17 protein-coding genes are annotated in these 24,630 nt (G+C 71.1%); 10 read left to right on the plus strand and 7 right to left on the minus strand.

Annotated elements, in window-relative coordinates:
* Positions 1 to 27 precede the first annotated feature (27 nt).
* The 4 genes from M8C11_RS00615 to M8C11_RS00630 all read left to right on the plus strand — a co-directional run bounded on the left by M8C11_RS00615 (position 28) and on the right by M8C11_RS00630 (position 4,545).
* Positions 28 to 1,428: a sulfatase gene (locus M8C11_RS00615; protein ID WP_308212708.1), complete on the plus strand. Its 1,401-nt coding sequence runs from the start codon at positions 28 to 30 to the stop codon at positions 1,426 to 1,428.
* Complete coding sequence (locus M8C11_RS00620; RefSeq protein ID WP_252447733.1) at positions 1,400 to 1,771, plus strand: DUF202 domain-containing protein; 372 nt, start codon at positions 1,400 to 1,402, stop codon at positions 1,769 to 1,771. Before M8C11_RS00615 ends, M8C11_RS00620 begins: the two co-directional genes overlap by 29 nt.
* The gene (locus M8C11_RS00625) at positions 1,771 to 2,094 is read left to right on the plus strand and encodes a DUF202 domain-containing protein (protein WP_252447734.1); all 324 of its coding nucleotides are present in this window, start codon (positions 1,771 to 1,773) and stop codon (positions 2,092 to 2,094) included. Before M8C11_RS00620 ends, M8C11_RS00625 begins: the two co-directional genes overlap by 1 nt.
* 135 nt (positions 2,095 to 2,229) lie before the next feature.
* Positions 2,230 to 4,545 (plus strand): beta-galactosidase, encoded by a 2,316-nt coding sequence (locus tag M8C11_RS00630; protein WP_252447735.1) that lies wholly within the window; start codon positions 2,230 to 2,232, stop codon positions 4,543 to 4,545.
* Between the two features lie 68 nt (positions 4,546 to 4,613).
* On the opposite strand, the gene M8C11_RS00635 is transcribed toward M8C11_RS00630, so the two are convergent.
* The 7 genes from M8C11_RS00635 to M8C11_RS00665 all read right to left on the minus strand — a co-directional run bounded on the left by M8C11_RS00635 (position 4,614) and on the right by M8C11_RS00665 (position 17,850).
* Positions 4,614 to 5,192 (minus strand): LUD domain-containing protein, encoded by a 579-nt coding sequence (locus M8C11_RS00635; RefSeq protein WP_252447736.1) that lies wholly within the window; start codon positions 5,190 to 5,192, stop codon positions 4,614 to 4,616.
* Positions 5,179 to 6,630: a LutB/LldF family L-lactate oxidation iron-sulfur protein gene (locus M8C11_RS00640; RefSeq protein ID WP_252447737.1), complete on the minus strand. Its 1,452-nt coding sequence runs from the start codon at positions 6,628 to 6,630 to the stop codon at positions 5,179 to 5,181. Before M8C11_RS00640 ends, M8C11_RS00635 begins: the two co-directional genes overlap by 14 nt.
* Positions 6,627 to 7,325 (minus strand): (Fe-S)-binding protein, encoded by a 699-nt coding sequence (locus M8C11_RS00645; protein ID WP_252447738.1) that lies wholly within the window; start codon positions 7,323 to 7,325, stop codon positions 6,627 to 6,629. Before M8C11_RS00645 ends, M8C11_RS00640 begins: the two co-directional genes overlap by 4 nt.
* An 82-nt stretch (positions 7,326 to 7,407) precedes the next feature.
* Entirely contained in the window at positions 7,408 to 10,083 is a 2,676-nt protein-coding gene (locus M8C11_RS00650; RefSeq protein ID WP_252447739.1) for a discoidin domain-containing protein, read from the minus strand.
* A gap of 17 nt (positions 10,084 to 10,100) precedes the next feature.
* Positions 10,101 to 12,377 carry a family 20 glycosylhydrolase gene (locus tag M8C11_RS00655; RefSeq protein ID WP_252447740.1) on the minus strand — a complete coding sequence of 759 codons (2,277 nt, stop codon included), beginning with the start codon at positions 12,375 to 12,377 and terminating at the stop codon, positions 10,101 to 10,103.
* Positions 12,378 to 12,397: 20 nt separating this feature from the next.
* Complete coding sequence (locus M8C11_RS00660) at positions 12,398 to 15,133, minus strand: alpha-L-fucosidase (protein WP_252447741.1); 2,736 nt, start codon at positions 15,131 to 15,133, stop codon at positions 12,398 to 12,400.
* Between the two features lie 11 nt (positions 15,134 to 15,144).
* Positions 15,145 to 17,850, minus strand: coding sequence for a glycoside hydrolase N-terminal domain-containing protein (locus tag M8C11_RS00665; protein ID WP_252447742.1), 2,706 nt, complete (start codon positions 17,848 to 17,850; stop codon positions 15,145 to 15,147).
* Positions 17,851 to 18,126: 276 nt separating this feature from the next.
* Between M8C11_RS00665 and M8C11_RS00670 the strand changes: the two genes are divergently transcribed.
* The 6 genes from M8C11_RS00670 to M8C11_RS00695 are packed head-to-tail and all read left to right on the plus strand — an operon-like array spanning position 18,127 to position 24,630.
* Positions 18,127 to 18,975 (plus strand): fumarylacetoacetate hydrolase family protein, encoded by an 849-nt coding sequence (locus tag M8C11_RS00670; protein WP_252447743.1) that lies wholly within the window; start codon positions 18,127 to 18,129, stop codon positions 18,973 to 18,975.
* A 2-nt stretch (positions 18,976 to 18,977) separates the two neighbouring features.
* A complete protein-coding gene (locus M8C11_RS00675) occupies positions 18,978 to 20,285 on the plus strand; it encodes an enolase C-terminal domain-like protein (protein WP_374666832.1) in 1,308 nt (435 codons plus the stop codon).
* Positions 20,282 to 21,061 (plus strand): SDR family NAD(P)-dependent oxidoreductase, encoded by a 780-nt coding sequence (locus M8C11_RS00680; RefSeq protein WP_252447745.1) that lies wholly within the window; start codon positions 20,282 to 20,284, stop codon positions 21,059 to 21,061. The genes M8C11_RS00675 and M8C11_RS00680 overlap by 4 nt, the downstream gene beginning before the upstream one ends.
* Before the next feature lie 7 nt (positions 21,062 to 21,068).
* Entirely contained in the window at positions 21,069 to 22,115 is a 1,047-nt protein-coding gene (locus M8C11_RS00685; protein WP_252447746.1) for a sugar ABC transporter substrate-binding protein, read from the plus strand.
* On the plus strand, positions 22,112 to 23,632 hold the full coding sequence (locus M8C11_RS00690) for a sugar ABC transporter ATP-binding protein (RefSeq protein ID WP_252447747.1): 1,521 nt from the start codon (positions 22,112 to 22,114) through the stop codon (positions 23,630 to 23,632). The genes M8C11_RS00685 and M8C11_RS00690 overlap by 4 nt, the downstream gene beginning before the upstream one ends.
* Positions 23,629 to 24,630, plus strand: a complete 1,002-nt coding sequence (locus tag M8C11_RS00695; RefSeq protein WP_121684862.1) for an ABC transporter permease — start codon at positions 23,629 to 23,631, stop codon at positions 24,628 to 24,630. The genes M8C11_RS00690 and M8C11_RS00695 overlap by 4 nt, the downstream gene beginning before the upstream one ends.

The raw sequence follows: 24,630 nt of genomic DNA on the forward strand, positions 1-24,630 counted from the left end.
AGCGACTCCAGGCAAGAAAGGAAGGCCGTGCGGCCCAACATCGTCTTCATCATGGCCGACGACCATGCCGCGCATGCGGTCGGCGCCTATGGCAGCAAGATCAACGAGACACCGCACATCGACCGCATCGCGGCCGGCGGCGCCCTGTTGGACAACTGCTTCTGCACCAACTCGCTGTGCGCACCGAGCCGGGCAACCATCCTCACCGGCACCTACAACCATGTGAACGGCGTGCAGACGCTGTCGACCGAGTTCGACAACCGTCAGCTCGTCTTCCCCGAGCTGCTGCGCCGGGCCGGCTACCAGACCGCCCTGGTCGGCAAGTGGCATCTCGGGCACGGGCCGGAGCACGACCCCCGCGGTTTCGACTACTGGGAGGTCGTGCCCGGCCAGGGCCGCTACCGCGATCCGGTCTTCTACGGCGCCGACGGCGTGGAGCGGGTCCGGCCCGGCTACTGCACGAACATCATCACCGACCTGGCCGTCGACTGGCTCGACCAGCGCGACCGGTCGCGCCCGTTCTGCCTGCTCGTGCACCACAAGGCCCCGCACCGCAACTGGGAACCCGACGACAAGCACCGCGACATGTACGTCGACGACGTGATCGTCCCGGCCACCTTCGACGACGACCATTCCGGGCACGCCGCCGCCGCGCGGGCCGCGCGGATGCGCATCGACCGGGACCTGACCGCCGACGACGTCAAGGAACTGCTGCCGCCGGACCTCGACCCCGACGAGGCGGCACTCTGGACCTACCAGCGCTACATCAAGGACTACCTGCGCTGCGTGGCGAGTGTGGACGACAACGTGGGCCGCCTGCTCGACTACCTCGACGAGCACGGGCTGACCGACGACACCATCGTCGTCTACACCTCCGACCAGGGCTTCTTCCTGGGCGACCACGGTTGGTACGACAAGCGCTTCATGTACGAGGAGTCGCTGCGGATGCCGTTCCTCATCCGCTACCCGGCGGAGATCCCGGCCGGTACGACGACGAACGCCCTCGCCATGAACGTCGACTTCGCCCAGACGTTCCTCGACTACGCCGGGGTGCCGGCCGACCCGCGGATGCAGGGCCGTTCGCTGCGGCCCCTGCTGCGCGGCGACGACGTGGACGACTGGCGGCAGTCGGTGTACTACCGCTACTGGGAGCACGACGACAACGAGCACCACGTGTGGGCGCACTACGGGGTGCGCACCCACGACCACAAGCTCGTCTTCTACTACGCCGACGGGCTCGGCCTACCCGGCACGTCCGCGACGCCCCAGCCGCCCGAGTGGGAGCTGTTCGACCTGCGGGCCGACCCGTGGGAGATGCGCAGCGTCTACGACGATCCGGCGTATGCGGCGATCCGGGCGTCGCTCACCCGCGAGCTCGCCCGCGTGCAGGAGGAGTGCGGTGACGTCCCCTGGACCCCGGCCGCCTGACGACCGTCGCTGGCCGCGCCGGGTCTACGGGACGGGCGACGAGCCGGACCCGCGGTTCGCCCTGGCCAACGAACGCACCTTCCTCGCCTGGTTGCGTACGTCCCTGGGTCTCATGGTGGCCGCTGTCGCGGTGAAGGCCTTCGGCCGCGACGGCGCACAGTGGGCCGCCGCGGTGCTGGCACTGCTGGCGGTCCTGGTGGCCGCCGAGGCGTTTCCCCGCTGGATCCGCAACGAGCGCGCCCTGCGGATGCGAGCGCCGTTGCCGTCCACCCCGGTCGTGGTGGTGTCGGCGGCGGCGGTGATCGTGTCCGGCGTGATGATCAGCCTGGCGGTGCTGATCTGATGGAGCCGCGTCGGCCACCCGACCCCGGCGCGCAGGCCGAACGCACGCTGCTCGCATGGCTGCGCACCGCTCTCGCGACGGCCACCGTGCTGGTGCTGGCCGGCCGGGAGCTGGTGCCCCGCCATCCCTTCGCCGCGGGATGCGTGCTGGCCTGCGCGCCGGTGGCCGTCGCGGTGGCCGTCCTGGCCCGCCGCCGCTACCGGGTCGTCCGGCAGCCCGGCGGACTGGGGCGGCCGGGCGACGCGGTCCTGCTGGCCGCGGGCGGCCTGCTGGTCCTGACGGGCGGCCTGGCGGTCGCCGCCTCCGTCCTGGCCGGCTGGTGAGCCGCCTTCTGCATCGAGACATCCCGATGTGCTGACCGCCTTCATGAAAAGATGAGCAACTTTAGATGTAAATATTTACAACATTGAGCATCGGCTGGCACGATCGGCGTAGTCGCACCGAGCTAAGGGAGCCTCATGCGCCGACGTACACTGCTCGCAGTCAGCACGCTCACCCCGTTCGCGGCCGCATTGGGGTCGGGCGGTCCCGCGCACGCCGCCGCAGCGCAGACCTTCGGCTTCTCCGCCGACGGCAGCAACTTCCTGCTGGACGGCCAGCCCTTCCAGATCCGCAGCGGCGAGATGCACCCGTGCCGGATTCCGGTGGAGTACTGGCGGCACCGGATCCAGATGGCCAAGGCGATGGGCCTGAACGCGATCGGCGTCTACATCATGTGGAACGACGTCGAGCCGCGCGAGGGCGTCTTCGACTTCAGCACCGATCGCCGCAACATCGCCGCCTTCATCCGGCTGTGCCAGCAAGAGGGCATGTACGTGCTGCTACGGCCCGGCCCGTACGTGTGCGCCGAATGGGACGCCGGCGGCATCCCGGCGTACCTGATGCGCCACCCGAACATCAAGCTGCGGGTACGGACCGCGTCCGACCCGAACTACATGGCCGCGGTCACCCGCTATGTCAACGCCCTGGCCGCGCAGGTGCGACCGCTGATGGTCGCCAACGGCGGGCCGATCCTGATGGTGCAGGTGGAGAACGAGTACGGCTTCTTCGGCAACGACACCGTCTACCTCGAGGAGCTGCGGCAGCTGTGGCTGGGAGCCGGCATCACCGGCCCGTTCTACACCCAGGACCCGCTGGCGCAGGTGCAGGCCGCCCGCTCGGTCGTCACCGGCGGGGCGATCGGGCTCAGCCGCGGTGACGCCGCCGCCATCGCGGCCGCGCGGCAGTCCTTCCCGGCGGTGCCCGCCTTCTCCGGCGAGCTGTACCCGGGATGGCTGACGCACTGGGGCGACGGCACCTTCGCCGGGGCGACCACCGACATCTCCACCGAGCTGCGCGGGCTGATGTCCGGCCGGTTGTCGTTCAACTTCTACATGCTGCACGGCGGCACCAACTTCGGTTACTTCGCCGGGGCCAACGCGAACGACGACGGCAGCGGCTACCAGGCCGACATCACCAGCTACGACTACGGCGCGCCGATCACCGAGCAGGGCGGGCCGGGCCGCATGTACGCGGCATACCGCGGGATCATCTCCTCGTCGCTCGGCACGACTCCGCCGGCCGTTCCGGCGTCGATCCCCACGATCGTGCCGACCGGCATCCAGCCCACCCCGTACGCGTCGATCTGGGACAACCTGCCCGCCGCGCTGCCGTCCGCGGTCAACCCGCAGCCGATGGAGATGTACGGGCAGAGCTTCGGCTTCATCCTCTACCGGCGCGCCCTGCCCGGCTACGCCCGCGCCAACCTCACCGTCAACTCGGTGCGCGACTACGCCACCGTGTTCCTCAACGGCGTCTACCAGGGCGGCATCTCGCGGCAGAACGTCGCGTCCACCTACACCGGACCGCTGGGCGTCGTGCTCGGCAACGCGGCGCTGCCCCTGCAGAGCTCGGCCGTCGCCGCCCCGACGCTGGACATCCTGGTCGAGGGCATGGGCCGCAACAACTTCGGCCGGTACGTGGTCGACCGCAAGGGCATCACGAACTCGGTGTCGCTGGGCGGCACCACGTTGACCGGGTGGCAGACCTTCTCACTGCCGGTCGACGAGGCGTACGTGGCCGGCCTACGCCCGGTGATCAGCAACCCGTCCCGGCCCGGCATCTTCTTCAAGGCCACGGTGAACCTCACCCAGACCGGCGACACGTACGTCGACATGTCGCGCTGGACCAAGGGCGTCGTCTGGGTCAACGGCCGTAACCTCGGCCGCTACTGGAAGATCGGCCCGCAGCACCGGCTCTACTGTCCCGGACCCTGGCTGCGGGCCGGCGCCAACGAGATCGTGGTCTTCGACCTGCACCAGACGCAGGCCGCGCCGATCACCTTCGAGGCCACCCTCAGCGGCCAGGCCGGGGCGTCCACCTTCACGCTGACGAACCGGCGCAGCGGCAAGGTGCTGGACGTGCCGGCGCTGTCCTCCGAACCCGGCGTGCAGCTGGTGCAGTGGGCGGGCAACGGCGGCGCCAACCAGAAGTGGCAGATGGCCGGTGCGGCCGGCGGTGTCACCACGATCACCAACGTCAACTCGGCGCTGCTCGTCGACGTGGAGGGCAACGTGGCCGCCGACGGCACCCGCATCATCCAGTGGGCGAGCAACGGCGGCGCCAACCAGCAGTGGCGCCTCGTCACGGTGACCGGCGACTTCGTCAAGCTGGTGAACGTGTCGACCGGCAAGGTGCTCGGCGTGTCCGGCAGCGCGACCGGGGACGGCGCGTTGATCGTGCAGCAGACCGACAACGGCGACCTCAGCCAGCACTGGAGGCTGAGCGCCGGCTGAGCCGGGCCGGGCCGCGCCCGGCGGTTCCCGGAAGGCGCGGTGCGCGCTCCCGGACCGCCGGGTGCGGCTCAGCGCACCAGGATCACGTGCAGTCGCCGGGGGCCGTGCACACCTTCCACCCGGTCGAGTTCGATGTCGCTGGTGGCGGACGGCCCGGAGATCCAGGTCTGCGGGGCGGTGGAGCGCAGCGCCGCCACGGCGTCCGGCACGTCGGCGTGGATCTGCGACGCGCGGACGATGCAGATGTGGTGGTCCGGAATCAGGCTCAGCACTCGCGGACCCTGGGCAGGCCCGGCGTCGAGGATCACCGTACCGGTCTCCGCCACAGCCGCCGCGCAGCCGGTCAGCACCGCGTCCGCGGCGTCCACATCGGTCACCACGCGTCCGTCGTAGTGGGCGAGCCACTCGCGGGGAGCGTCGTCCGGCACGATGACCGCCGGTACGCCGGCGAGCGCCGCGGCGACCGACCGGGACAGCCCCTCGGGCGCGCACCTCGTGACGAGCGCCCGGTAGTCGGCCAGCCGTTCGGCGAACCGGTCGGCATCTCCCGGGCGCGGTGTGCACGGCATCGTGTCGCCCGGCGTGTGTGTCGGGCCGGTTGCCGCGGCTTGCCGGGCCCGGGCCAGGATCTCGTCACGAGCGTTCACGGATCCACCACTCTCGGAAGGTCTCGGCGGCCGGCTTCGGCGCGTCGCGGATGGTCGTCCAGGCCGAGGCCGGCCACGGCAGGCGCTTGATCCGGTCGCCGGGCATCAGCCCGGCGCCACGACGGGCGGCGCGCAGTGCCACCGCGTACCGCCTACGGTGGCGCATCACCCAGGACGCGGCGCGCATCGCGGCGCGCTCGCCCGACGGCCGGGTCCGGCGGCTGTCCACCACGGCCTGCCGCAGATGGACCAGCACCCGCGGAATGTCGATCTTCACGGGGCAGACGTCGTAGCAGGCACCGCAGAGCGTCGAGGCGAACGGCAGGCTGCGCGCGGTGTCGTTGACGGCGACGCCGGTCAGCTGCGGTGACAGGATGGCGCCGATCGGGCCGGGGTACACGCTGCCGTACGCGTGGCCGCCGACGCGCTCGTACACCGGGCAGACGTTGAGGCAGGCCGAGCAGCGGATGCAGCGCAGCGCCTGGCGGCCCACCGGGTCGGCGAGGGCGGCGGTGCGGCCGTTGTCCACCAGGACGACGTGGACTGCGCGCGGGCCGTCGCCCGGGGTCGTTCCGGTCCAGATCGACGTGTACGGGTTCATCCGCTCGCCGGTGGAGGAGCGGGGCAGCAGGCGCAGGAACGTGCCGAGGTCGGCCTGGCACGGCACCAGTTTCTCGATGCCCACCACGGCGATCAGCGTCTCCGGGAGGGTCAGGCACATGCGGCCGTTGCCCTCGGACTCGACCACCACGAGGCTGCCGGTCTCGGCGACGGCGAAGTTCGCGCCGCAGATGCCCACCTTCGCCGTACGGAAACGGTGGCGCAGGTGCAGCCGGGCGGCCTCGGCGAGGTCGGCCGGGTCGTCGCCGAGCTCGGCCGACGCACCGGGCATGCGGGCGCGGAAGATGTCCCGGATCTGCGTGCGGTTGTAGTGGATGGCGGGCACCAGGATGTGCGACGGCCGGTCGTCGGCCAGCTGCACGATGAGTTCGGCCAAGTCCGTCTCGGTCGCCTCGATGCCGGACGCCGCGAGGGCCTCGTTCAGCCCGATCTCCTGGGTGAGCATCGACTTGACCTTCACCACCTGGTCGGCGCCGGTGTCCCGGACCAGCGCGGTCACCACGGCGTTGGCCTCGGCGGCGTCGCGCGCCCAGTGCACCGTCGCGCCGGCCGCGGTCGCCGCCACCTCGAACCGGGTGAGCAGCTCGGGCAGGCGGGACAGGACGTCCGCCTTGATCGCCGCTGCGGTGTCACGCAGCGCCTCCCAGTCCTCGACCTCGCCGACCACGGCGGCCCGCTTGTCGCGGATGGTGTGGGTGGCGCGGCGCAGGTTGGCCCGCAGTTGCGTGTCGCGCAGCCGCTCCGCGGCCGCCTCCGGAAACGCCGTGCCCTCGGCCAGCGGCGCCGCCGGGCGAGCCTGACTCCGTCTCCTGGTCACGCCGCCGCCAGGATTTCCGCGTAGTGCAGGGCTCGCACCGGTGCGCCGCTGCGGGACAGGCCGCCGCCGATGTGGGCGAGGCAGGAGTTGTCGGCCGCCGCGAGGACCGTCGCGCCGGTGTCGCGGACCGCCGCGCACTTGTCGGTGAGCATGGCTCCCGAGACGCCGCTGTTCTTCAGCGCGAACGTGCCGCCGAAGCCGCAGCATTCGTCCGCGCCGGGCAGCTCGGCCAGCTCGAGGTCGCGCACCGCGCGCAGCAGGCGCTCCGGCCGGTCGCCCAGGCGGAGCATGCGGAGCCCGTGACAGGTGGGGTGGTAGGCGACGCGGGCGGGGAAGCGTGCGCCCACGTCGGTGACGCCGAGGATGTCGATGAGGAACTCCGAGAGCTCATAGGTGCGTGCGCCGATCTCGGCGGCGGCCGGGTCCAGCACCGGATAGGAATCGCGGACCATCGCCACGCACGAGCCGGACGGGGCGACGATCGCGTCGTACGCGGCGAAGGTGTCGACGAATCCTCGTACGAGGGGCAGGGCCTCGGACCGGTAACCGGAGTTGGCCTGCATCTGCCCGCAGCAGGTCTGTGCCTGCGGGAAGTCCACGTGAACGCCGAGGCGTTCCAGCACGGTGACGACGGCGCGTCCGGTCTGCGGATACAACAGATCGTTGACGCAGGTGATGAAGAGGGCTACGCGCACAGCGTGGTGGATCCTTTCGCTTCGCCATGGCAGCGGGAACCGGCCGCCCCGGGGCGGCGCTGCCCCGGGACGGCCGAATCGGTCAGGCTACCGAGCCGTACAGGTTGATCTCGGCGGCCGAGGCGTACCCGGCGCCGTTGGTGGCTCGGGTGGTCCACAGGCGGACGTAGCGGGCCGTGGTGGGTGTGAACGAGACCGACTTCAGGGCGCTGCCCGCACCGAACGTGCCGGCGGCCACCTGGGTCCAGGTGACGCCGTCGGCGCTGGTCTGGATCTGGTAGTCGGCGATGATGCCGTTGGTCCCGCCGTCCTGGCGGGGCAGGTAGTCCAGCCGGTCGATCCGATGGTTGCGCCTGGTGTCGAGCGTGATCTGGTGCGGCATGCCGGCGATCCCGCCGACGTACCGGGTGTGCCAGATCGTGGCCGGGTCGCCGTCGATGGCGTTGGCGGCGTTGCCGTTCTCCCCGGTCGTCTCGACGCTGTCGGCGCTCGCTGTCCAGCCGGCCCGCGACAGCACTGTGGTGCCGCCGAGCGGCTCGTCGGTCGGCGCCGCCTCGAAGACGGCCACCTCGAATGGCTGGAGGGTGATGGTCGTCGGTCCGGCCGGGCCGACCACGAAGCCGGGGCGCAGCCCGTCCCGCTCGGTGAACCGGTATCGCTGCCACACCCCGCCGGGCAGCTCGAACAGCGTCTGCGGGTTCACCGTGAACGTCTGCGCCGACGCCGACGGGTTGCGCAGCATCAGCATGCCCTTCGACGCGCCCGTCGCGGAGTTCCAGGCGGTCGTGCCGTAGACGGCGCCCGAGGCCGGGTCACCGCCGACCCAGCGGACGTCGCTCAGCAGCCCCTGGTTGGCGCGCGCCCACCTGGCGTTGGCCGCCACGGTGTCCCAGAACCAGGTCGCGCCCGGCCGACTCGCGTCGACGAGCGTGTTGCGCACGTACAGCTCCTGGAGGCTCAGCCCGAGCGCGAAGTACGCCCGGATGTCCTGCGAGACCTGAGCCTGCACGCTGGGCTTGGTCAGGTCGTGGTCCGCGGTGAACTGCGGCGTGCGGTCGGAGAAGATGATGCCGTGGTTCATGACGCTGGGCACCGGGAACAGCGGGTTCTGCACGGCGATGTTGCGGTAGGTCTCGGAGTCGCGGTAGTTGACGTATCGCTGCTGCGGGGTGCCCGCGCCGATGAGGTACGCGTCGTCGCCGTCGCGCCAGATCGAGTCGACGAACCACAGCCAGTAGGGCGAGCCCCACGTGCCGACGGTGGCGTTGACGAACACCTCCTTCTGGTGCGCCCGCAGGTCGCCGGTCAGCTTGAGCAGCGCCTCGTAGTCGGCGATGTAGCCGGCGTTCGGGCCCCGCTGGTAGAGGCCGCCGCCGATGCCGTCGAACTTGAAGCCGCGGACGCCGTGGTTGTCCATCATGTCGAAGGCGACCGACCGGAACCGCTCGTAGTACTTCGGGCCGCCCAGCTTGAACTGGCCGCCGCCGTGCGTCTCGTACTGCTGGGCGGCCGGCTTGCTGGCGTTGAGCGCGTTACGGGTGCTGGCACTTTGGCCGTACCCGCCGAACGGTGACATCCACACCGACATCGACGCGCCGTACTGCGCGGCGGCGGCCCGCTGCGGTGCGAAACCGGTGGGGAACTGGGTCGGGTCGAACGACCAGACGTTGAGGTTCGACTCGTTGACCGCCGGTGCGCGCAGGTAGTCCCAGCCGTCGTCGACCCAGAAGCTGTCGATCTTGGCGCCGCGGCTGGTCAGCTGCGTGCCGAACAGGTTCACCGCCCGGGTCAGCTCCGCGCTGTTGATGACCAGGCCCGGCGGCTTGAGGTCCATCCACGACTGGTAGTGCAGGAACGTCCGGCGGTCGTGGGCCCGCTCGCGCTGCACGTAGTACTGGAACGAGCGGCGCAGCTGCCCGGCCGGGGCGACACCGGTGGACGCCGTGTAGTTCCACGACTCGCCCTGGATCAGGTCACCGGCGCGCGCCACCGCGATGTCGACGTCGCTGCCGCTCACGGTGGGCTTCGCCATCGGGTTCTCGATGCCGACGAACAGCGTCTCGCCGCCGGCGGCGCCGTGCACCACCGGGCTGCCGTCGTCCTGACCCATGACGCGGGCCTCGCCGAGGCTCAGCTGCACCAGGCGCAGCGAGGTGATGTCGAAGGTGCCGGCCACCGACCGCACGGTGAAGCTGTGCTGCACCGAGTTGGCGCCGCCGCGCAGCCGTACCTGCCACTGCACCTCGAGCGTGCGCCCGCCGGACGCGTACCGGAAGGTGGTGGTGACGGCCTTGCCGGCGTAGCGCTCGGCGAGCCGGGCCGAGGCCGCGTCGGCCGGCAGGTCACCGAGCGCCGGAGCGGCCGTGACCGTCATGTTCGCCGGGGTGATGGTGGTGCCGTCGGCCAGCGTGAGCGTGAACAGCCCGCGCAGGCTCATCGGCACCGTGCGGTTCGCCGCCCGGTTGTCGAAGCGGGTCAGCGAGACGGTGCTGCCGCTGAGGTTCCAGGTGGCCGACAGTGCCGCGTTGGCCAGCGTGAAGCTGCCGCCGGACAGCGACACCGTGGCCGGGCCCGGCTGGACACCGGGGAAGACCTGGCCGGATGCGTTGACGTAGGCCGGGTCCGACGGTGGCGCCGCCGCGGCCGGCGGCGGGCCGCCCGGCGTGGCGAGCGCGCCGGCGGTCAGGCCGGCGACCAGCACGGTGGCCAGGGGTCGCCGCCGGGATCGTGGCCCGGGTGGGGACTGTGCGTGATGCAACCTTGCTCCTCCATGCATCATGCGGCGGGGAGGGTCCACCGCTGGTTCGCGGCGCCGGTGCACGGCCACAGCACCAGACGGGTGCCGTTGGCGGTGGCTGCGGCGTTGGCGTCGAGGCACTTACCGCCGGTGCGATAGCTGCTGCTGGCGGCGTCGTAGGTCCAGCGTTGGGTCGCCGCGTCGGTGCAGGTGCGGATCACGATGCCGGTGCCGTCGGCGGTGCTGCCGCCGGCCGGCTCGAGGCATTTGCCGAGAGCGACCAGGTTGCCGTTGGCCCGCTGGGTCCAGGTCTGATTGGCCCCGCTGTTGCAGTCCCAGAGGTTGACCGCGGTGCCGTCGGCGCTGTTGCTGGCCGGGATGTCGATGCAGCGCGCGCTGGCCTGACCGGTGATCACGCCGCGGCGGGGCCCGAAGACCTCGAACTCCCAGAGCGAGTAGCCGAAGCCGGTGCCGCGCTGGGTGCCCTGCATCCGCACGTAGCGGGCGGTGCCGCTGACGGCCAGCTCGTCCTTGCCGCCGTCGCCGGTGGTCGTGCTCGCCACGGTGGTCCAGGTGGTGCCGTTGGCGGAGGTCTGGATCTGGTACGAGCGGGCGTAGGCCGCCTCCCAGTGCAGCACGACGCGGGAGAGCTCCTGGCTGCTGCCGAGGTCGACCTGGATCGTGGTGGGGTCGGTCCAGGCCGAGGACCAGCGGGTGCCGAGGTTGCCGTCGACCGCCGCGGTGGCCGGGAAGCTCGCCGTCTCGGTGGAGGACGCGGTCACCGGCCGGTTGAGCGCCAGGTTGCCGTCCGTGCCCGGGCCGCCGGGCGCCCGGCCGACCCGGTCCATGACGGTGGTGAACGCGGTGTACGAGGCGACCGGCTTGGGCGAGCCCCAGGTCTGCTGGGCCACCACCCGCAGGATGGTGCGGATGCCCGCGGCGATCTGGTCCTCGGTCTCGTTGTCCGGGCTGTCGCACCACACGTGCACGAGCGAGCCGAGGTTGCGCGACGGGTCGGAGATGGTGGCGCCGCCGTGGAACATGTCCGGCCGCCAGGTCTCGTACGCCCAGGTCAGATTCGGCTTGCTGCGGCCGGGCACGTAGTAGGTCGGATCCCAGGAGGCGTTGGCGAGGGTGTGCCCGCGGTCGAGCAGCGCCTGCGGGCCGATGCCGAGGCCGTACCAGGCCTCGACGATGATGTTCGAGGCCGGCCGGATGGTGCCGTCGTTCTTGATGCCGTCGTTCCACATCCGGCTGGTCTTGCCGGCTGCGCGGACGATGTCGTTGGCCCAGTTGATGAAGCCGTAGTAGGTGTCCTGGGCGACAGCGTTCGGTCCGTAGTTGGCTCGGGCGTACTCGAGAAGCTGCGGGTAGTCGTCGAAGCTGGCGTAGTCGCCGAGGTACTCGTCCGCCCCGATGTGCCAGTACCGACCCGGGAACAGCGGCAGGAACTCGGTCATCAGGTCCCGGACCAGGGTGTACGCGCCCGGCTTGGACAGGTCCAGGTAGTACGGGTCGCGGTTGCCCCGCACGTCGGTGAGCTGGAGTTCCGGGTGATCGGCCAGGATCGCGTTCATGTGCCCGGGCATGTCGATCTCGGGGACGATCTCGATGTGGTACTGCCGGGCCAGCGCGATGAGCTCGCGCATCTGCTGCTTGGTGTAGTGCTGCTCGGAGACGACCTCGGGATGGGTGGTGCTCTCCAGCCGGAAACCGAAGGTGTCGGACAGGTGGAAGTGGAACCGGTTCATCTTCAGGTAGGCCAGCTCCTTGATGTGCTTGCGGAGCCAATCCACCGTGAAGTACTTGCGGCCCTGGTCGACCATCAGGCCGCGCTCGGGCTTGACCGGGCTGTCGGTGGTGGTGCCGGCCGGCACGGTGCTGGACTGCTTGAGCAGTTGAAGCACGGTGCGGGTGCCGTAGAAGGCACCGGTGTCGGTCGAGCCCTGGATGGCGATGCTGGAGCCGACCGTCATCGTGTAGCCCTCGACGGGCTGGTTGCCGCCGAGGGTGAGCCGGATGTCGCCGGCCGCGGCGGCGCCGGTGACGACCGGAACCGTGCGGCCGGTCAGGTCGCGCAGGTCGGCGGCGAACGTCGCCGCGTCGTCGTTCAGCTGGGCGGTCCAGGCGGGGTCGACAACGATGCGGGAGGCGGCACCGAAGGTGTAGCTGCCGGTGCCGGCGGTCCATTGCTTGAGAGCGGGGATGACGTGCAGATCGCCCGGTACGGCCGCGGCCGGACCGGCGGGCACGGCGATCACCGCGGCGGCGAGGGCGCTCACCGAGCCGGTGACCGCGAGTCGTCGGAGTCGCATGTGTTGAGCTCCCATCGGGGTCAGCAGGAGGAGGGGTTGGCGGCGGTGTCGGTGGAGTAGGCGGTGAGCGTGGCGACCTGTGGGACGCCCCGCGCGGAGGTGACCCGCAGCCGCAGCCGGTCGCTGGAGACTGCGGACGACAGCGGCACGATCCGCTTGTAGCCGACCGATCCGGCGGTGGCGACCTGCTGCCAGGTGCCGTTGATCCAGGCGTCCACGGCGAAGCCCTCGATGCGCTGGCCGTTGCCGATCGATTCCTGCACCAGCACCCGGTCGAAGGTGCGCGCCCGGCAGGAGGTCAGCTCGACCGAGCCGGTGGTGGCGTTGTTCGCCGGCGACCAGAACGAGGCCAGCGACGTGTCGGTCAGGGCGGCGGCGGTGCCGGTGGCGTCGGCCCGGGCGAACAGTTCCCTGCCGTAGCGGCCGCGGATGGTGGCGCCGAACGCGTCGAGCGAGGCGACGTCTGCCGTGTCCAGCACGCCGGCCTGGTTGGGCGGCACGTTGAGCAGCAGGTTGGCGTTGCGGCCCACCGCGTTCTCGTAGAGCCGGACCAGGGCGTCGGGCGTCTTGACCGAGCCGTTCTGCGCGGACTTCCAGAACCAGCCGGGCCGGATCGACACGTCGGCCTCGGCCGGGTACCAGGACAGGTAGGTGATGGTGCCGAGGTTGCGCCCGATCAGCGCGCTGGAGCCCAGGTCGGTCGACTGCGGCCCGCTCAGCAGGTCGTCGTCGCGGTTGAGCGCGGCGGGATTGGTGCCCTTGAACGGGAGGGCGCTCCACTCGTCGGCGCGGAAGGCGCCGGACTCCGAGCCGATCCAGCGCACATCCGGCCCGTTGATCGCGATGTTGGCGTTCGGCTGCAGCGACCTGATCAGGTCGTACCAGTCGCCGACCTGGTAGTTCTGCGGGTACGCGGTGTACGGGTTCGCGCCGTCGAACCAGACCTCGGACATCGGGCCGTACTCGGTGAGCAGTTCGTACAACTGGTTGAGGAAGTAGGCGTTGTAGTCGTCGGCCTGGTAGGTGAAGGTCCGCGCCGGGGTGCGGGTGTCGCCGACGACCAGCGTCGGGATGGTCACCGAGCGCCGGGCGCTGTTGTTGCCGAACCGGTCGCCGCCGCGCCGGCCGGGGATCTCCGCGCCGTCGGCGGGGGAGAGGTAGAAGCCGACACCGAGCCCGGCCGCGCGGGCGGCGTCGACGGTGGCGCGGAAGATGTCGTCGCGCCACGGGCTGGATCGCACCGAGTGGGTGCTGTACCGCGACGGGTAGAGCAGGAAGCCGTCGTGGTGCTTGACGGTGAGGATGACCTCCTTGAAGCCGTTGCGCTTGAGCACCTGCATCCACTGCGCCGGGTTGACCGTGGCCGGGTCGAACAGGGCCGGGTCCTCGTTGCCGGTGCCCCACTCGACGCCGGTGAAGGTGTTCATGCCGTAGTGCAGGAAGGCGGTCAGTTCCTGCTGCTGCCAGGCGAGCTGGCCGGGGCTCGGCACGACGTGGGCGGCCTTCTGCCGGATCCGCTCGAGCGTGTCGCACCGGTCGACCGGGATGACGGTGGCCGGGGTGACCGGTCCGCTGGTGCCGGGGTTGTTCTCACAGCCGGCCGGCGGCGGGGTGGCGCCGCCGCAGAGCGGCGCGTCGAGCTGGAAGTCTGCGGGGCCGGCCGCGCTGCGCATCGTCGCCAGCGCGATCGCGTCCATGGTGCCGTGCCAGCCCCGGTTCCTCGTGCCGGCGTCGTTGCCGAACGCCAGCAGGCCCTGCGCGGCGTTGGCCGCGGCGACCGGGGTGGTCACGGCGGTGCCGACGCGGCAGCCGTTCACGTACGCCTCGAGGCGAGCCGAGGTGTCGCTCACGTACTCGTAGGCCAGTGCCACGTGGGTGTTCTGTGTGTCGGACAGGTCCGGCCCGTTCTGCCGGGTGTCGTAGTAGGGCGCGTCCGGTCCGTACATGCCGAACTGGGTGGTGTTCTGCGACCCGTTGGCGTATCGGTAGTAGGCGCCGCCGGCCAGGCTGAGCACCGTGTCGAAGGCCATCGTGGCCCCGGCCCGGCGGCGCACGACCGCCTCGGCCAGCAGGCTCCGGTTCACGTACCTGGCGCTGGTCAGCGCGATGCGCGGGGTGAAGCCGACGCCGGTGCCGCCGCCGGTGAGCGTGACGGCGGAGCCGTCGACGGTCTCGGTGCCGGCCAGCCGGGTGAGCTGCCCGTCGACCAGTTCGCCGGGCGCCGGGGTGTACCCGCTGGCGGTGGTGAACGAGCCGCCGAACCCGACGTTGAGCAGTGGCTGGTATTCGGCCGCGCCGATGCGCCACTGCTGGTTGGTGGCGGTGCCGCAGGACCACAGGATGAGGCGGGTGTTGTTGGCGGTGCCGCCGCCGTCGGCGTCGAGGCAGGTGGCGGTGGCCTGGTTGCGCAGGGTCCGTGCGGTGGTGTCGTAGGTCCAGCGCTGGTTGGTGGCCGTGCCGCAGGTGCTGATGGTGGCGGCGCCGTTCGCGGCGGTGAGGCACTTGCCGCGGTTGCGGATGGTGGTGTCGGCCATCCGGTTCCAGATCTGGTTGGCCGCGCCGGAGCAGTCCCACAGGACCAGGGCGGTGCCGTCGGCCGTGGCGGCGCCCGGTACGTCGACGCAGCGGCCGCTGCCCACCCCGGTGATCTGTCCGGTGAACGCGGCGGGTTCGGCGGCGGCCGGGGAGGAGGGGGCGACGGCGATGAGGAAGGAAGCGGTCAGGGTCAGGACGGTGGCGCGTGTGATCGATTTCAAGGAGATGTCTCCTACATCAGCCACTGCTGGTTGGCCGCTGTGGTGCACGGCCAGAGGATGAGGCGGGTGTTGTTGGCGGTGCCGCCGCCGTCGGCGTCGAGGCAGGTGCCGGTGGCCTGGTTGCGCAGGGTCCGTGCGGTGGTGTCGTAGGTCCAGCGCTGGTTGGTGGCCGTGCCGCAGGTGCTGATGGTGGCGGCGCCGTTCCCGGCGGTGAGGCACTTGCCGCGGTTGCGGATCGTGTTGTCGGACTCGCGGGACCAGATCTGGTTGGCCGCGCCGGAGCAGTCCCACAGGATGAGGGCGGTGCCGTCGGCCGTGGCGGCGCCCGGCACGTCGACGCAGCGGTTGCTGGCGACCCCGGTGATCGTGCCGGTGACCCCGGTGGACACGGCCTGGTAGCGGCGGCCGGCGATGGCCGCGAAAGTGATCTGGTTGCCCGAGCGGGTCACCGGGACGGCCTGGCCGGTGCTCAGGTCGATCAGCGTGGCGGTGGACAGGATCGGGTTGCGTACCGTCAGATTGCCGCTGCGGCCGGCGGTCAGCGTGATCCGGCTGGCCTGCCGGTTGCGCCACTCGGCGTCCACCGTCACGTCGCCCCGCGCCTTCAGGCCGGTGACCGTGCCGGTCGGCCAAGCGGCCGGCACGGCGGGTAGCACGTCGACGACGCCGTGCTGGCTCTGCAGCAGCATCTCGGCCATGCCGGAGGTGGCACCGAAGTTGCCGTCGATCTGGAACGGCGGGTGGGTGTCGAACAGGTTGGCCAGCGTGCTGCCCTTGAGCTGCTCGCTGAGCATCTTGTGGGCGCGGTCGCCGTCCAGCAGCCGGGCCCAGAAATTGATCTTCCAGGCCTTGCTCCAGCCGGTGCCGCCGTCGCCGCGCGCGTTCAGCGAGACCTTGGCGGCCTCGGCGAACGCCGGGGTGGTCAGCGGCGAGATCTGCCGGCCGGGGTGCAGGGCATACAGGTGCGAGATGTGCCGGTGCTGGTTGTTGCGGTCGTCCCAGTCGGCCTTCCACTCCTGCAACTGGCCCCAGGAGCCGATCCGCAGGCCAGGGTCGAGCCGGTTGAGCGTCGACTGCCACTGCTGGCGCAGGGTGGTGTCCACACCGAGCGTCGTACTGGCCTCGACGACGTTGGTCAGCAGCTCCCACACGATCTGCTCGCTCATCGACGCGCCGGCCGAGAAGTCACCCTGCTCGGGGGAGTAGCTGGGTGAGACGACAAGCCTGTTGTCGCGCGGATCGGTGTGCAGGTTGGCGCGCCAGAACTCGGCCGCCTCCTTCATCGCCGGGTACGCCCGGTCGCGCAGGAACGCGGTATCGCCGGTGAACCGGTAGTGCTCGTAGAGGTGTTGGCACAGCCAGGCGGCCGCCTCCGGGAACCAGAACGCGGTGGCGTAGCTCTCCACGCCGGTGAAGCCGTACGGGTTGGTGCCGAGATGGGTGACCCAGCCGGTGGTGCCGTAGTTCCGCTGCGCGGTGACCCGGCCGGGGGCGCGCAGCGCCTCGATGAAGTCGAACAGCGGCGTCGCGGTCTCCGAGAGGTTGGTGATCTCCGCGGGCCAGTAGTTCATCTGCACGTTGATGTTGGTGTGGTAGTCGGCGTTCCAGGGCGGGCTGTTGGAGTTGTTCCAGATGCCCTGGAGGTTGGCCGGCAGGGAGCCGCCGCGCGACGACGCGATGAGCAGGTAGCGGCCGTAGGAGAAGAACAGCGACTCCAGCGCGCGGTCCTGGGCCCGGCCGGCCGCGCCGGTGTAGGCCGACCGCAGTTCGTCGGTGGGAATGTTCGGCATCTGCCCGCCCACGTTCAGCCGCACCCGGTCGTAGAGGCGGCGGTAGTCGGCCAGGTGCGCGGCGCGTAGCGCGTCCGGGGTGGCGGCCGCGGCCGCGTCGACCGCCTGGGTGACCTTCGTCCGCGGGTCCGCGCCGCGGTAGGAGGGGTAGGCACCGGCGTACGACGTCCCGGCGGACAGCACGACGAGCGCCGAGTCGGCGCCCGTGACGGTGACCCGGCCGGAGCCGTCGGTCCGGGTGCCGCCGGTCGTCACCACCCGGTACTGGGTCTCGTGGATGAGGCCGTTGCCGAGCGCGCCGCGGATGGTGATCCGGCCGTTCGTCACCGTGACTGAGCTGCCGGCCTGGGCGGTCACCGGCCGTAGGACGAATGAGATCTTCCCGGCGTGGCTGGCCGACAACCGGGAGACGATGACGTTGCCGGGGTAGCTGGCGAAGTACTCGCGGCGGTAGGTCGCACCGCCGTGCGAGTACTCGACGCGGGCGGTCGCATCGGCGAGGTCCAGCTCGCGCCGGTAGCCGCTGACCGTCGCGGGCGTGCCGGTCATGTCGAGGTACATGTCGGCGAGGTTCTGGTACGCGCCGAACGCGGTCGGCTGCTGGCCGAGCGCCGCGGAGACGGCGTTCGGGTCCATCCGGCCGTCCCGGTCGATCTGTGCCTGGACGGCGTCCAGGGCGCCCGGCCGGGGTGCCGTCCAGTTGCCGTGGTCGTACCCGGCGGCACCGGGGCCGCCGGTCCACAACGTCTTCTCGTTGAGCTGCAGACGCTCGGTCTGTACGCCGCCGAAGACCATGGCGCCGAGCGCGCCGTTGCCGATCGGCAGGGCGTTGTTCTCCCAGTTGGCCGCGGGCTCGTCGTACCACAGGGCCTGGCTGGGATCGGCGGCCGTGGCCCGTGCGGGCTGCGGGCGGTCGACCGCCGGCAAGGCGGACAGGGTGACGAGCAGGGTGGCGGCGACGGCTCGCGAAACGGTTCGGCTCCCCGCAGGTAGACGCATAAGCCCTCCTCAATACGTCGCAGTTAACATTGGATGTTTTTTTATGTCAAGACGTCGGAGTATTTTGGCAGCTAAAGCCGCCGAAGGCCGATCGCGCAAGGTCATTAAGGGCGGACGGAGGTCTTGCCCAGAGCGATCGGTGGATGTTAGACATCCGATGTTCGATGCCGAAACGGCAAAACACCCGATGTATTTGGTGGTGTGGTGAAGCTTCTCCGCGTAGGTCCTCCGGGCGAGGAACGGGTCGCCGTGCTGGGCGCCGACGACAGCCTCGTCGATGTGTCCGATGTGGTCGACGACCTGGATCCGGCGTTCTTCGCGGCCGGCGGCATCGACCGTCTGCGCGAGCGGTTGGCGGGGCGGGCGTCCCGGCCGGCGACGGGGGCACGGATCGGCCCGCCGATCCGGCGCCCCGGAAAGATCGTCTGCATTGGCCTGAACTACCGCGACCACGCCGAGGAGACCGGCGCGGCGCTGCCGGCCGAGCCGGTGGTGTTCCTCAAGGCACCGGACACCGTGGTGGGCCCGGACGACACGGTGCTCGTGCCGCGCGGCAGCAGCTGCACCGACTGGGAGGTCGAGCTCGGCGTGGTGATCGGCCGCCCGGCGCGCTACCTGGAGTCGCACGAGGCCGCGATGGCCTGCGTCGCCGGCTACGTCGTCTCGCACGACGTGTCCGAGCGCGAGTTCCAACTGCACCGCGGCGGTCAATGGGACAAGGGCAAGTCCTGCGAGACGTTCAACCCGATGGGCCCGTGGTTCGTCACGGCCGATGAGATCGCCGACCCGCAGCAGCTCGGCCTGCGGCTATGGGTCAACGGCACGCTGCGCCAGGACGGCAACACCAAGGACATGGTCTTCGGGGTGGCCGAGATCATCCGGTACCTGAGTCACTTCATGACCCTGTACCCGGGCGACCTGATCAACACGGGCACACCCGCCGGGGTGGCGCTCGGCCGGCCCGAGCCGCGGCCCTACCTGCGTCCCGGTGACGTGGTGGAGCTGGAGATCGACGGGCTCGGCCGGCAGCGGCAGACGGTGGGAGCGGCGTGACGATCCCGCGATTCCGGGCCCTGGAGACCCACGACATCCGGTTCCCGACCTCCACGGCGCTCGACGGCTCGGACGCCATGAACCCCGACCCCGACTACTCCGCGGCGTACGTGGTGCTGCGCACCGACGCCCCGGACGGGCTGGAGGGCCACGGGTTCGCGTTCACCATCGGGCGCGGCAACGACGTCCAGCGTGCCGCCATCGACGCCCTCGCGCCGTACCTCGTCGACCGCAACGTCAACGACGTGCTCGACGACCTCGGCGGGTTCTGGCGGGAGCTGGTGCACGACTCACAGCTGCGCTGGCTCGGCCCGGAGAAGGGGATCATGCACATGGCGGTCTCCGCGGTGGTCAACGCGCTGTGGGACCTCAAGGCCAAGACGGCCGGCCGGCCGCTGTGGCAGATGCTGGCCGCGATGTCGCCCGAGGACCTGGTCGACCTCGTCGACTTCCGTTACCTGACCGACGCGCTCACCCGGGCCGAGGCGCTGGAGATCCTCCGGCGGCAGGTGCCCGGGCGCGCCGAACGCCGGCGCCTGCTGCTGGCCGAGGGATATCCGGCCTACACCACCTCGCCGGGATGGATCGGCTACAGCGACGACAAGCTGCGCCGGCTGTGCGCCGAGGCGGTCCGGGACGGCTTCACCCAGATCAAGCTGAAGGTGGGCGCCGACCTGGACGACGATGTGCGCCGGATGCGTATCGCCCGGGACGTGTGCGGGCCGGACTTCCGGATCGCCGTCGACGCGAACCAGCGCTGGGACGTGGAGTCCGCGGTGACGTGGGTTGCCGCCCTCGCCCCGTACTCGCCCTGGTGGGTGGAGGAGCCGACCAGCCCGGACGACGTCGTGGGACACGCCGAGATCGCCCGCCGGATCGCGCCGGTGCCGGTCGCCACCGGCGAGCACGTCGCCAACCGGGTGATCTTCAAGCAGCTGTTGCAGCTCGGCGGGATGTCCTACCTGCAGCTCGACGCCGCCCGGGTGGCCGGTGTCAACGAGAACATCGCCATCCTGCTGCTGGCCGCCAAGTACGGCGTCCCGGTGTGCCCGCACGCCGGCGGCGTGGGCTTGTGCGAGCTGGTCCAGCACCTGTCGATGTTCGACTACGTCGCGGTCTCCGGCGCCATGGACGACCGGGTCATCGAGTACGTGGATCATCTGCACGACCACTTCGTCGATCCGGTACGGGTGCGTGACGGCCGCTACCAGGCGCCGCTCCGTCCGGGCTTCAGCGCCACCATGCGACCGGAGACCCTGGCCCGCTACGCGTTCCCCGGCGGTCCGCAGTGGATGGGCGTGGCTCGATGACCGTGCGCGAGTTCGACGGGCTGGCGGCCGTGGTGACCGGCGCCGCCTCCGGCATCGGCGCCGAGACCGCCCGCCTGCTGGCCGAGCGCGGCGCCCGGGTCGCCTGCCTCGACCGGGTGGCCGCGCCGGACCTGCCGTCGTTCGTGGCCGACCTCGCCGACGACGCGGCTGTCCGTACGGCGGTGCACCGGATCGCCGACCGGTTCGGCGGGCTGGACATCGTGGTGAACAACGCCGGCATCGGCGCGGTCGGCACCGTCGCGGACAACGACGACGCCGAATGGCACCGGGTCCTGGACGTCAACGTGGTCGGCGCGGTGCGTGTGACCCGTGCCGCCCTGCCGCACCTGCGCCGGTCCCGGCACGCCGCGGTGGTCAACACCTGCTCGGTCGCCGCGCACGTCGGGCTGCCCGACCGCGCGCTCTACAGCGCGAGCAAGGGCGCCCTGCAGGCGCTGACCCTCGCGATGGCCGCCGACCATGTCCGCGACGGTATCCGAGTCTGCTGCGTCAACCCCGGCACGGTGGACGGCCCCTGGGTGCGCCGCCTGGTGGCCGGGGCCGCCGATCCGGACGCCACGCTGACCGCGTTGCGCGCCCGGCAACCCAACGGACGGCTGGTCACCGCCTCCGAGGTGGCCACCGCGATCGCCTACCTGGCCAGCCCGCTCGCCGGTGCCACCACCGGAACCGTGCTGGCCGTCGACGGCGGCATGCAGCATCTGCGGCTGCCGCCGGCCTCTCTTCCACCCGTCGTCACGCCCGACCCCGAATGAGGAACTCATGAGACGGTCCCTGCGCGCCACGGGCGCCGCCCTGGCCACCGTTGCCCTGCTGACCACCGCCGCGTGCGGCTCCGACTCCCCGGACGCCGCGTCCGGCAACTCGGACAAGCCGCAGATCGGTGTCGACCTGCCCCGGGCCGACTCCGACTTCTGGAACTCCTACGCCAAGTACGTGCCCACCTTCGCCGAGGAGGTGGGTGCCGACCTGATGGCGCCGACCAACTCGCAGAACGACGTGGCCAAGCTCGTGGCCAACAGCCAGGCCCTGGCCAGCCAGGGCGCCAAGGCGATCGTCATGGCGCCGCAGGACACCGGCGCCATCGCCACCACGCTCGCCATGCTGGAACAGAAGAAGATCCCGGTGGTCTCCGTCGACACCCGCCCCGACAAGGGCAAGGTCTTCATGGTGGTGCGCGCCGACAACCGCGCGTACGGGCAGAAGGCGTGCGAGTTCCTCGGCCAGAAGCTCGGCGGCAAGGGCAAGGTCATCGAGTTCCAGGGAGCCTTGTCGTCGATCAACGGCCGGGACCGCTCCGAGGCCTTCGCCGAATGCATGAAGACGAAGTTCCCAGGCATCACCATCTTCGAAGAGCCCACCGAGTGGGAAGGCACCAAGGCCTCCGCCGCCCTCCAGACCCGGCTCGCTCAACACCCGGACATCATGGGCATCTACATGCAGGCGGGCGGCGTGTTCCTCGCGCCGACGCTGCAGCTGCTGCGCTCCAAGAGCCTGCTCGTGCCGCCGACCGACCCGAAGCACATCTTCATCGTCTCCAACGACGGCATCCCGCAGGAGTTCGAGGCGATCCGCAGGGGCGAGATCGACGCCACCGTCTCGCAGCCCGCCGACCTGTACGCCAAGTACGCGCTGTTCTACGCGAAGGCCGCGATCGACGGCAGGACCTTCCAGCCCGGCCCCACCGACCACGACAGCACGATCGTCGACGTCGGCAACGGCGTCCTCGAGGACCAGCTCCCCGCCCCGCTCGTCACGGCCGAGAACGTCGACGACGCCGGGCTGTGGGGCAACCAGGTCAGCAAGTGACCCCGGCCGTCGAGGCGACCGGCATCAGCAAGCGGTTCGGCGCCACAGTCGCCCTGGCCGACGCGCAGATCTCCATCGCGCCCGGCTCGACACATGCCCTGGTCGGGCGTAACGGCGCCGGAAAGTCCACCCTGGTGTCCGTCCTGACCGGGCTGCAACGCCCGGACGGCGGCACGCTGCACTTCGACGGCCGGCCGGCGCCTCCGACGGCCGACCGTCGACAGTGGCGGCAGCGCGTCGCCTGCGTGTACCAGAAGAGCACCGTCATCCCGGAGCTCAGCGTCGCGGAGAACCTGTTCCTCAACCGGCACGAGGAGGCCGGACCGCGCGGCCGGGCGCCGTGGATCAACTGGCGTGGCCTGCGCCGGGCGGCCGCCGACCTGCTGGACGAGTTCGAGCTCGCGGTCGACCCGGCCCGGCCAGCCGGCGAGCTCGACGTGGAACAGCAGCAACTCGTGGAGATCGCCCGCGCGCTGTCCACCGGCGCGCGGTTCATCATCCTCGACGAGCCGACCGCCCGGCTGGACGCCAACGCGATCGAGCGGTTGTTCCAGCGGATGCGCGCGCTGTCCGCGGCCGGGGTGACACTGCTGTTCATCTCGCATCACCTGCACGAGGTGTTCGATGTCTGCGACACGGTCACCGTGATGCGGGACGCACGCTGGGTGTTGACTCGGCCGGTCGCCGGGCTGAGCCGCGAGGCGCTGGTCGACGCGATGACCGGCGAGGCGGCCGCCGGCATGTCGCCGGCCGCCCGGCCGCCGGTGCCGGCGGACGCGCCGGTGGCGCTCGAGGTGCGCGACCTCGGCCTGGCCGGTTCCTACTCCGGCGTCCGGCTCGCCGTGCGGTCCGGGGAACTGGTCGGGGTGACCGGCTCGGGCAGCAGCGGCAAGGTGGCGCTCGCCGAAACGGTGGCCGGCCTGCGCCGGGCGGACACCGGCGAGATCCGGGTCCGGGACCGGGCGGTGCGGCCGGGGGACGTGCCGGCCGCCTGGGCCGCGGGCATCGGGCTGGTGCCGCAGGACCGCCATCGCGAGGGCCTGGTGCCGTTGCTGTCGGTGGCCGAGAACGCCACCATGCCGATCGGCGACCGGCTCGGCCCCGCCTCGGTGATCCTGCCCGCCCGCCGAGACAAGGTGGCGGCGGACATGATCGCGCGGTACGACATCAAGACCAGCGATCCCGGCGAGCCGGTGAGCAACCTGTCCGGCGGCAACGCGCAGAAGGTCGTCCTGGCCCGCGCCCTGTCGACCGGGCCGGACGTGCTCGTGCTCATCTCGCCCACCACCGGGGTGGACGTGCGCTCCAAGGAGACGCTGCTCGACGCGGTGCTGGACGTCGCGACCTCCGGGACCGGCGTCCTGCTGGTCTCCGACGAACTTGACGATCTGCGCTCCTGCGACCGGGTGCTGGTGATGTACCACGGCGAGGTGAGCCGCGAACTGGACCGCGGCTGGGACGACGCGGAGATGGTCGCCGCGATCGAGGGGCTGGCCGCAGAGGAAGGAACCCCATGACCGCAATGACGCCGGTGGCTCCGGCACCGGGCCGGGTGGTCCGCATCTCCCGCTTTCGGGACCTGGCGCTGGTACCGGCCATCCTGGTCCTGCTGTTGGTCGGCGCCCTCGTCGACCCCGTCTTCCTCACCCGGGTCAACCTCATCAACGTGCTGCAGCAGCAGACCGAACTGGCCCTGGTCGTACTGGCCGAGGCGATCATCCTGATCAGCGGCAAGTTCGATCTGTCGCTGGAGTCGGTCGTCGGTCTGGCGCCCGCGCTGGCTGTGGCTCTGGTCATCCCGGCAGGCAGCAACGGCCTCGGCACCGAGTGGGCCACCGCGCTGGCGGTCCCGCTCTGCCTGCTCGCCGGTGCGGCGGTCGGCGCCTTCAACGGCCTGCTGATCCTGCGCCTGCGATTGTCGGCGTTCATCGTGACGCTCGGCATGCTGATCGTGCTGCGCGGTCTGCAGATCGGCATCACCGGCGGGCAGAACCTGTTCGAGCTGCCGCCATCGGTGCTCTACCTCGGCAACGCCGTGTGGCTGGGCCTGCCGGCCTCCATCTGGCTGGCCGGGCTGCTGTTCGGCGCCGGCATCGCGACCCTGCGCTACCTACGCCAGGGGCGGGCGCTCTACGCGGTCGGCGGCAACGTCGACGCGGCCCGGGCGGCCGGCATCCGTACCGACCGGGTGATCTGGAGCGCCCTGGTGGTGGGCGGGGTGCTCGCCGCCCTCGCCGGCCTGCTGATGACCGGCCGGCTCGGCTCGGTCGCCGCCGCCCAGGGCGACGGCATGATCTTCACGGTGTTCGCCGCGGCGGTCATCGGCGGGATCAGCATGGACGGCGGCAAAGGCACCCTGTTCGGCGCGCTGTGCGGCGTCATCGTCCTCGGCCTGATCAACAACATCCTGACCCTCGCCGGGGTGTCGGCACAATGGATCCAGGCCATCTACGGCCTGATCATCCTGGTGGCGCTGCTGCTGGCCCGGCTCACCACCGGAAAGGCGCAGGACTGA

It is taken from the genome of Micromonospora sp. CPM1 (assembly GCF_023896895.1).
In the GTDB taxonomy this organism is placed as follows: Bacteria; Actinomycetota; Actinomycetes; order Mycobacteriales; family Micromonosporaceae; genus Micromonospora; species Micromonospora tulbaghiae.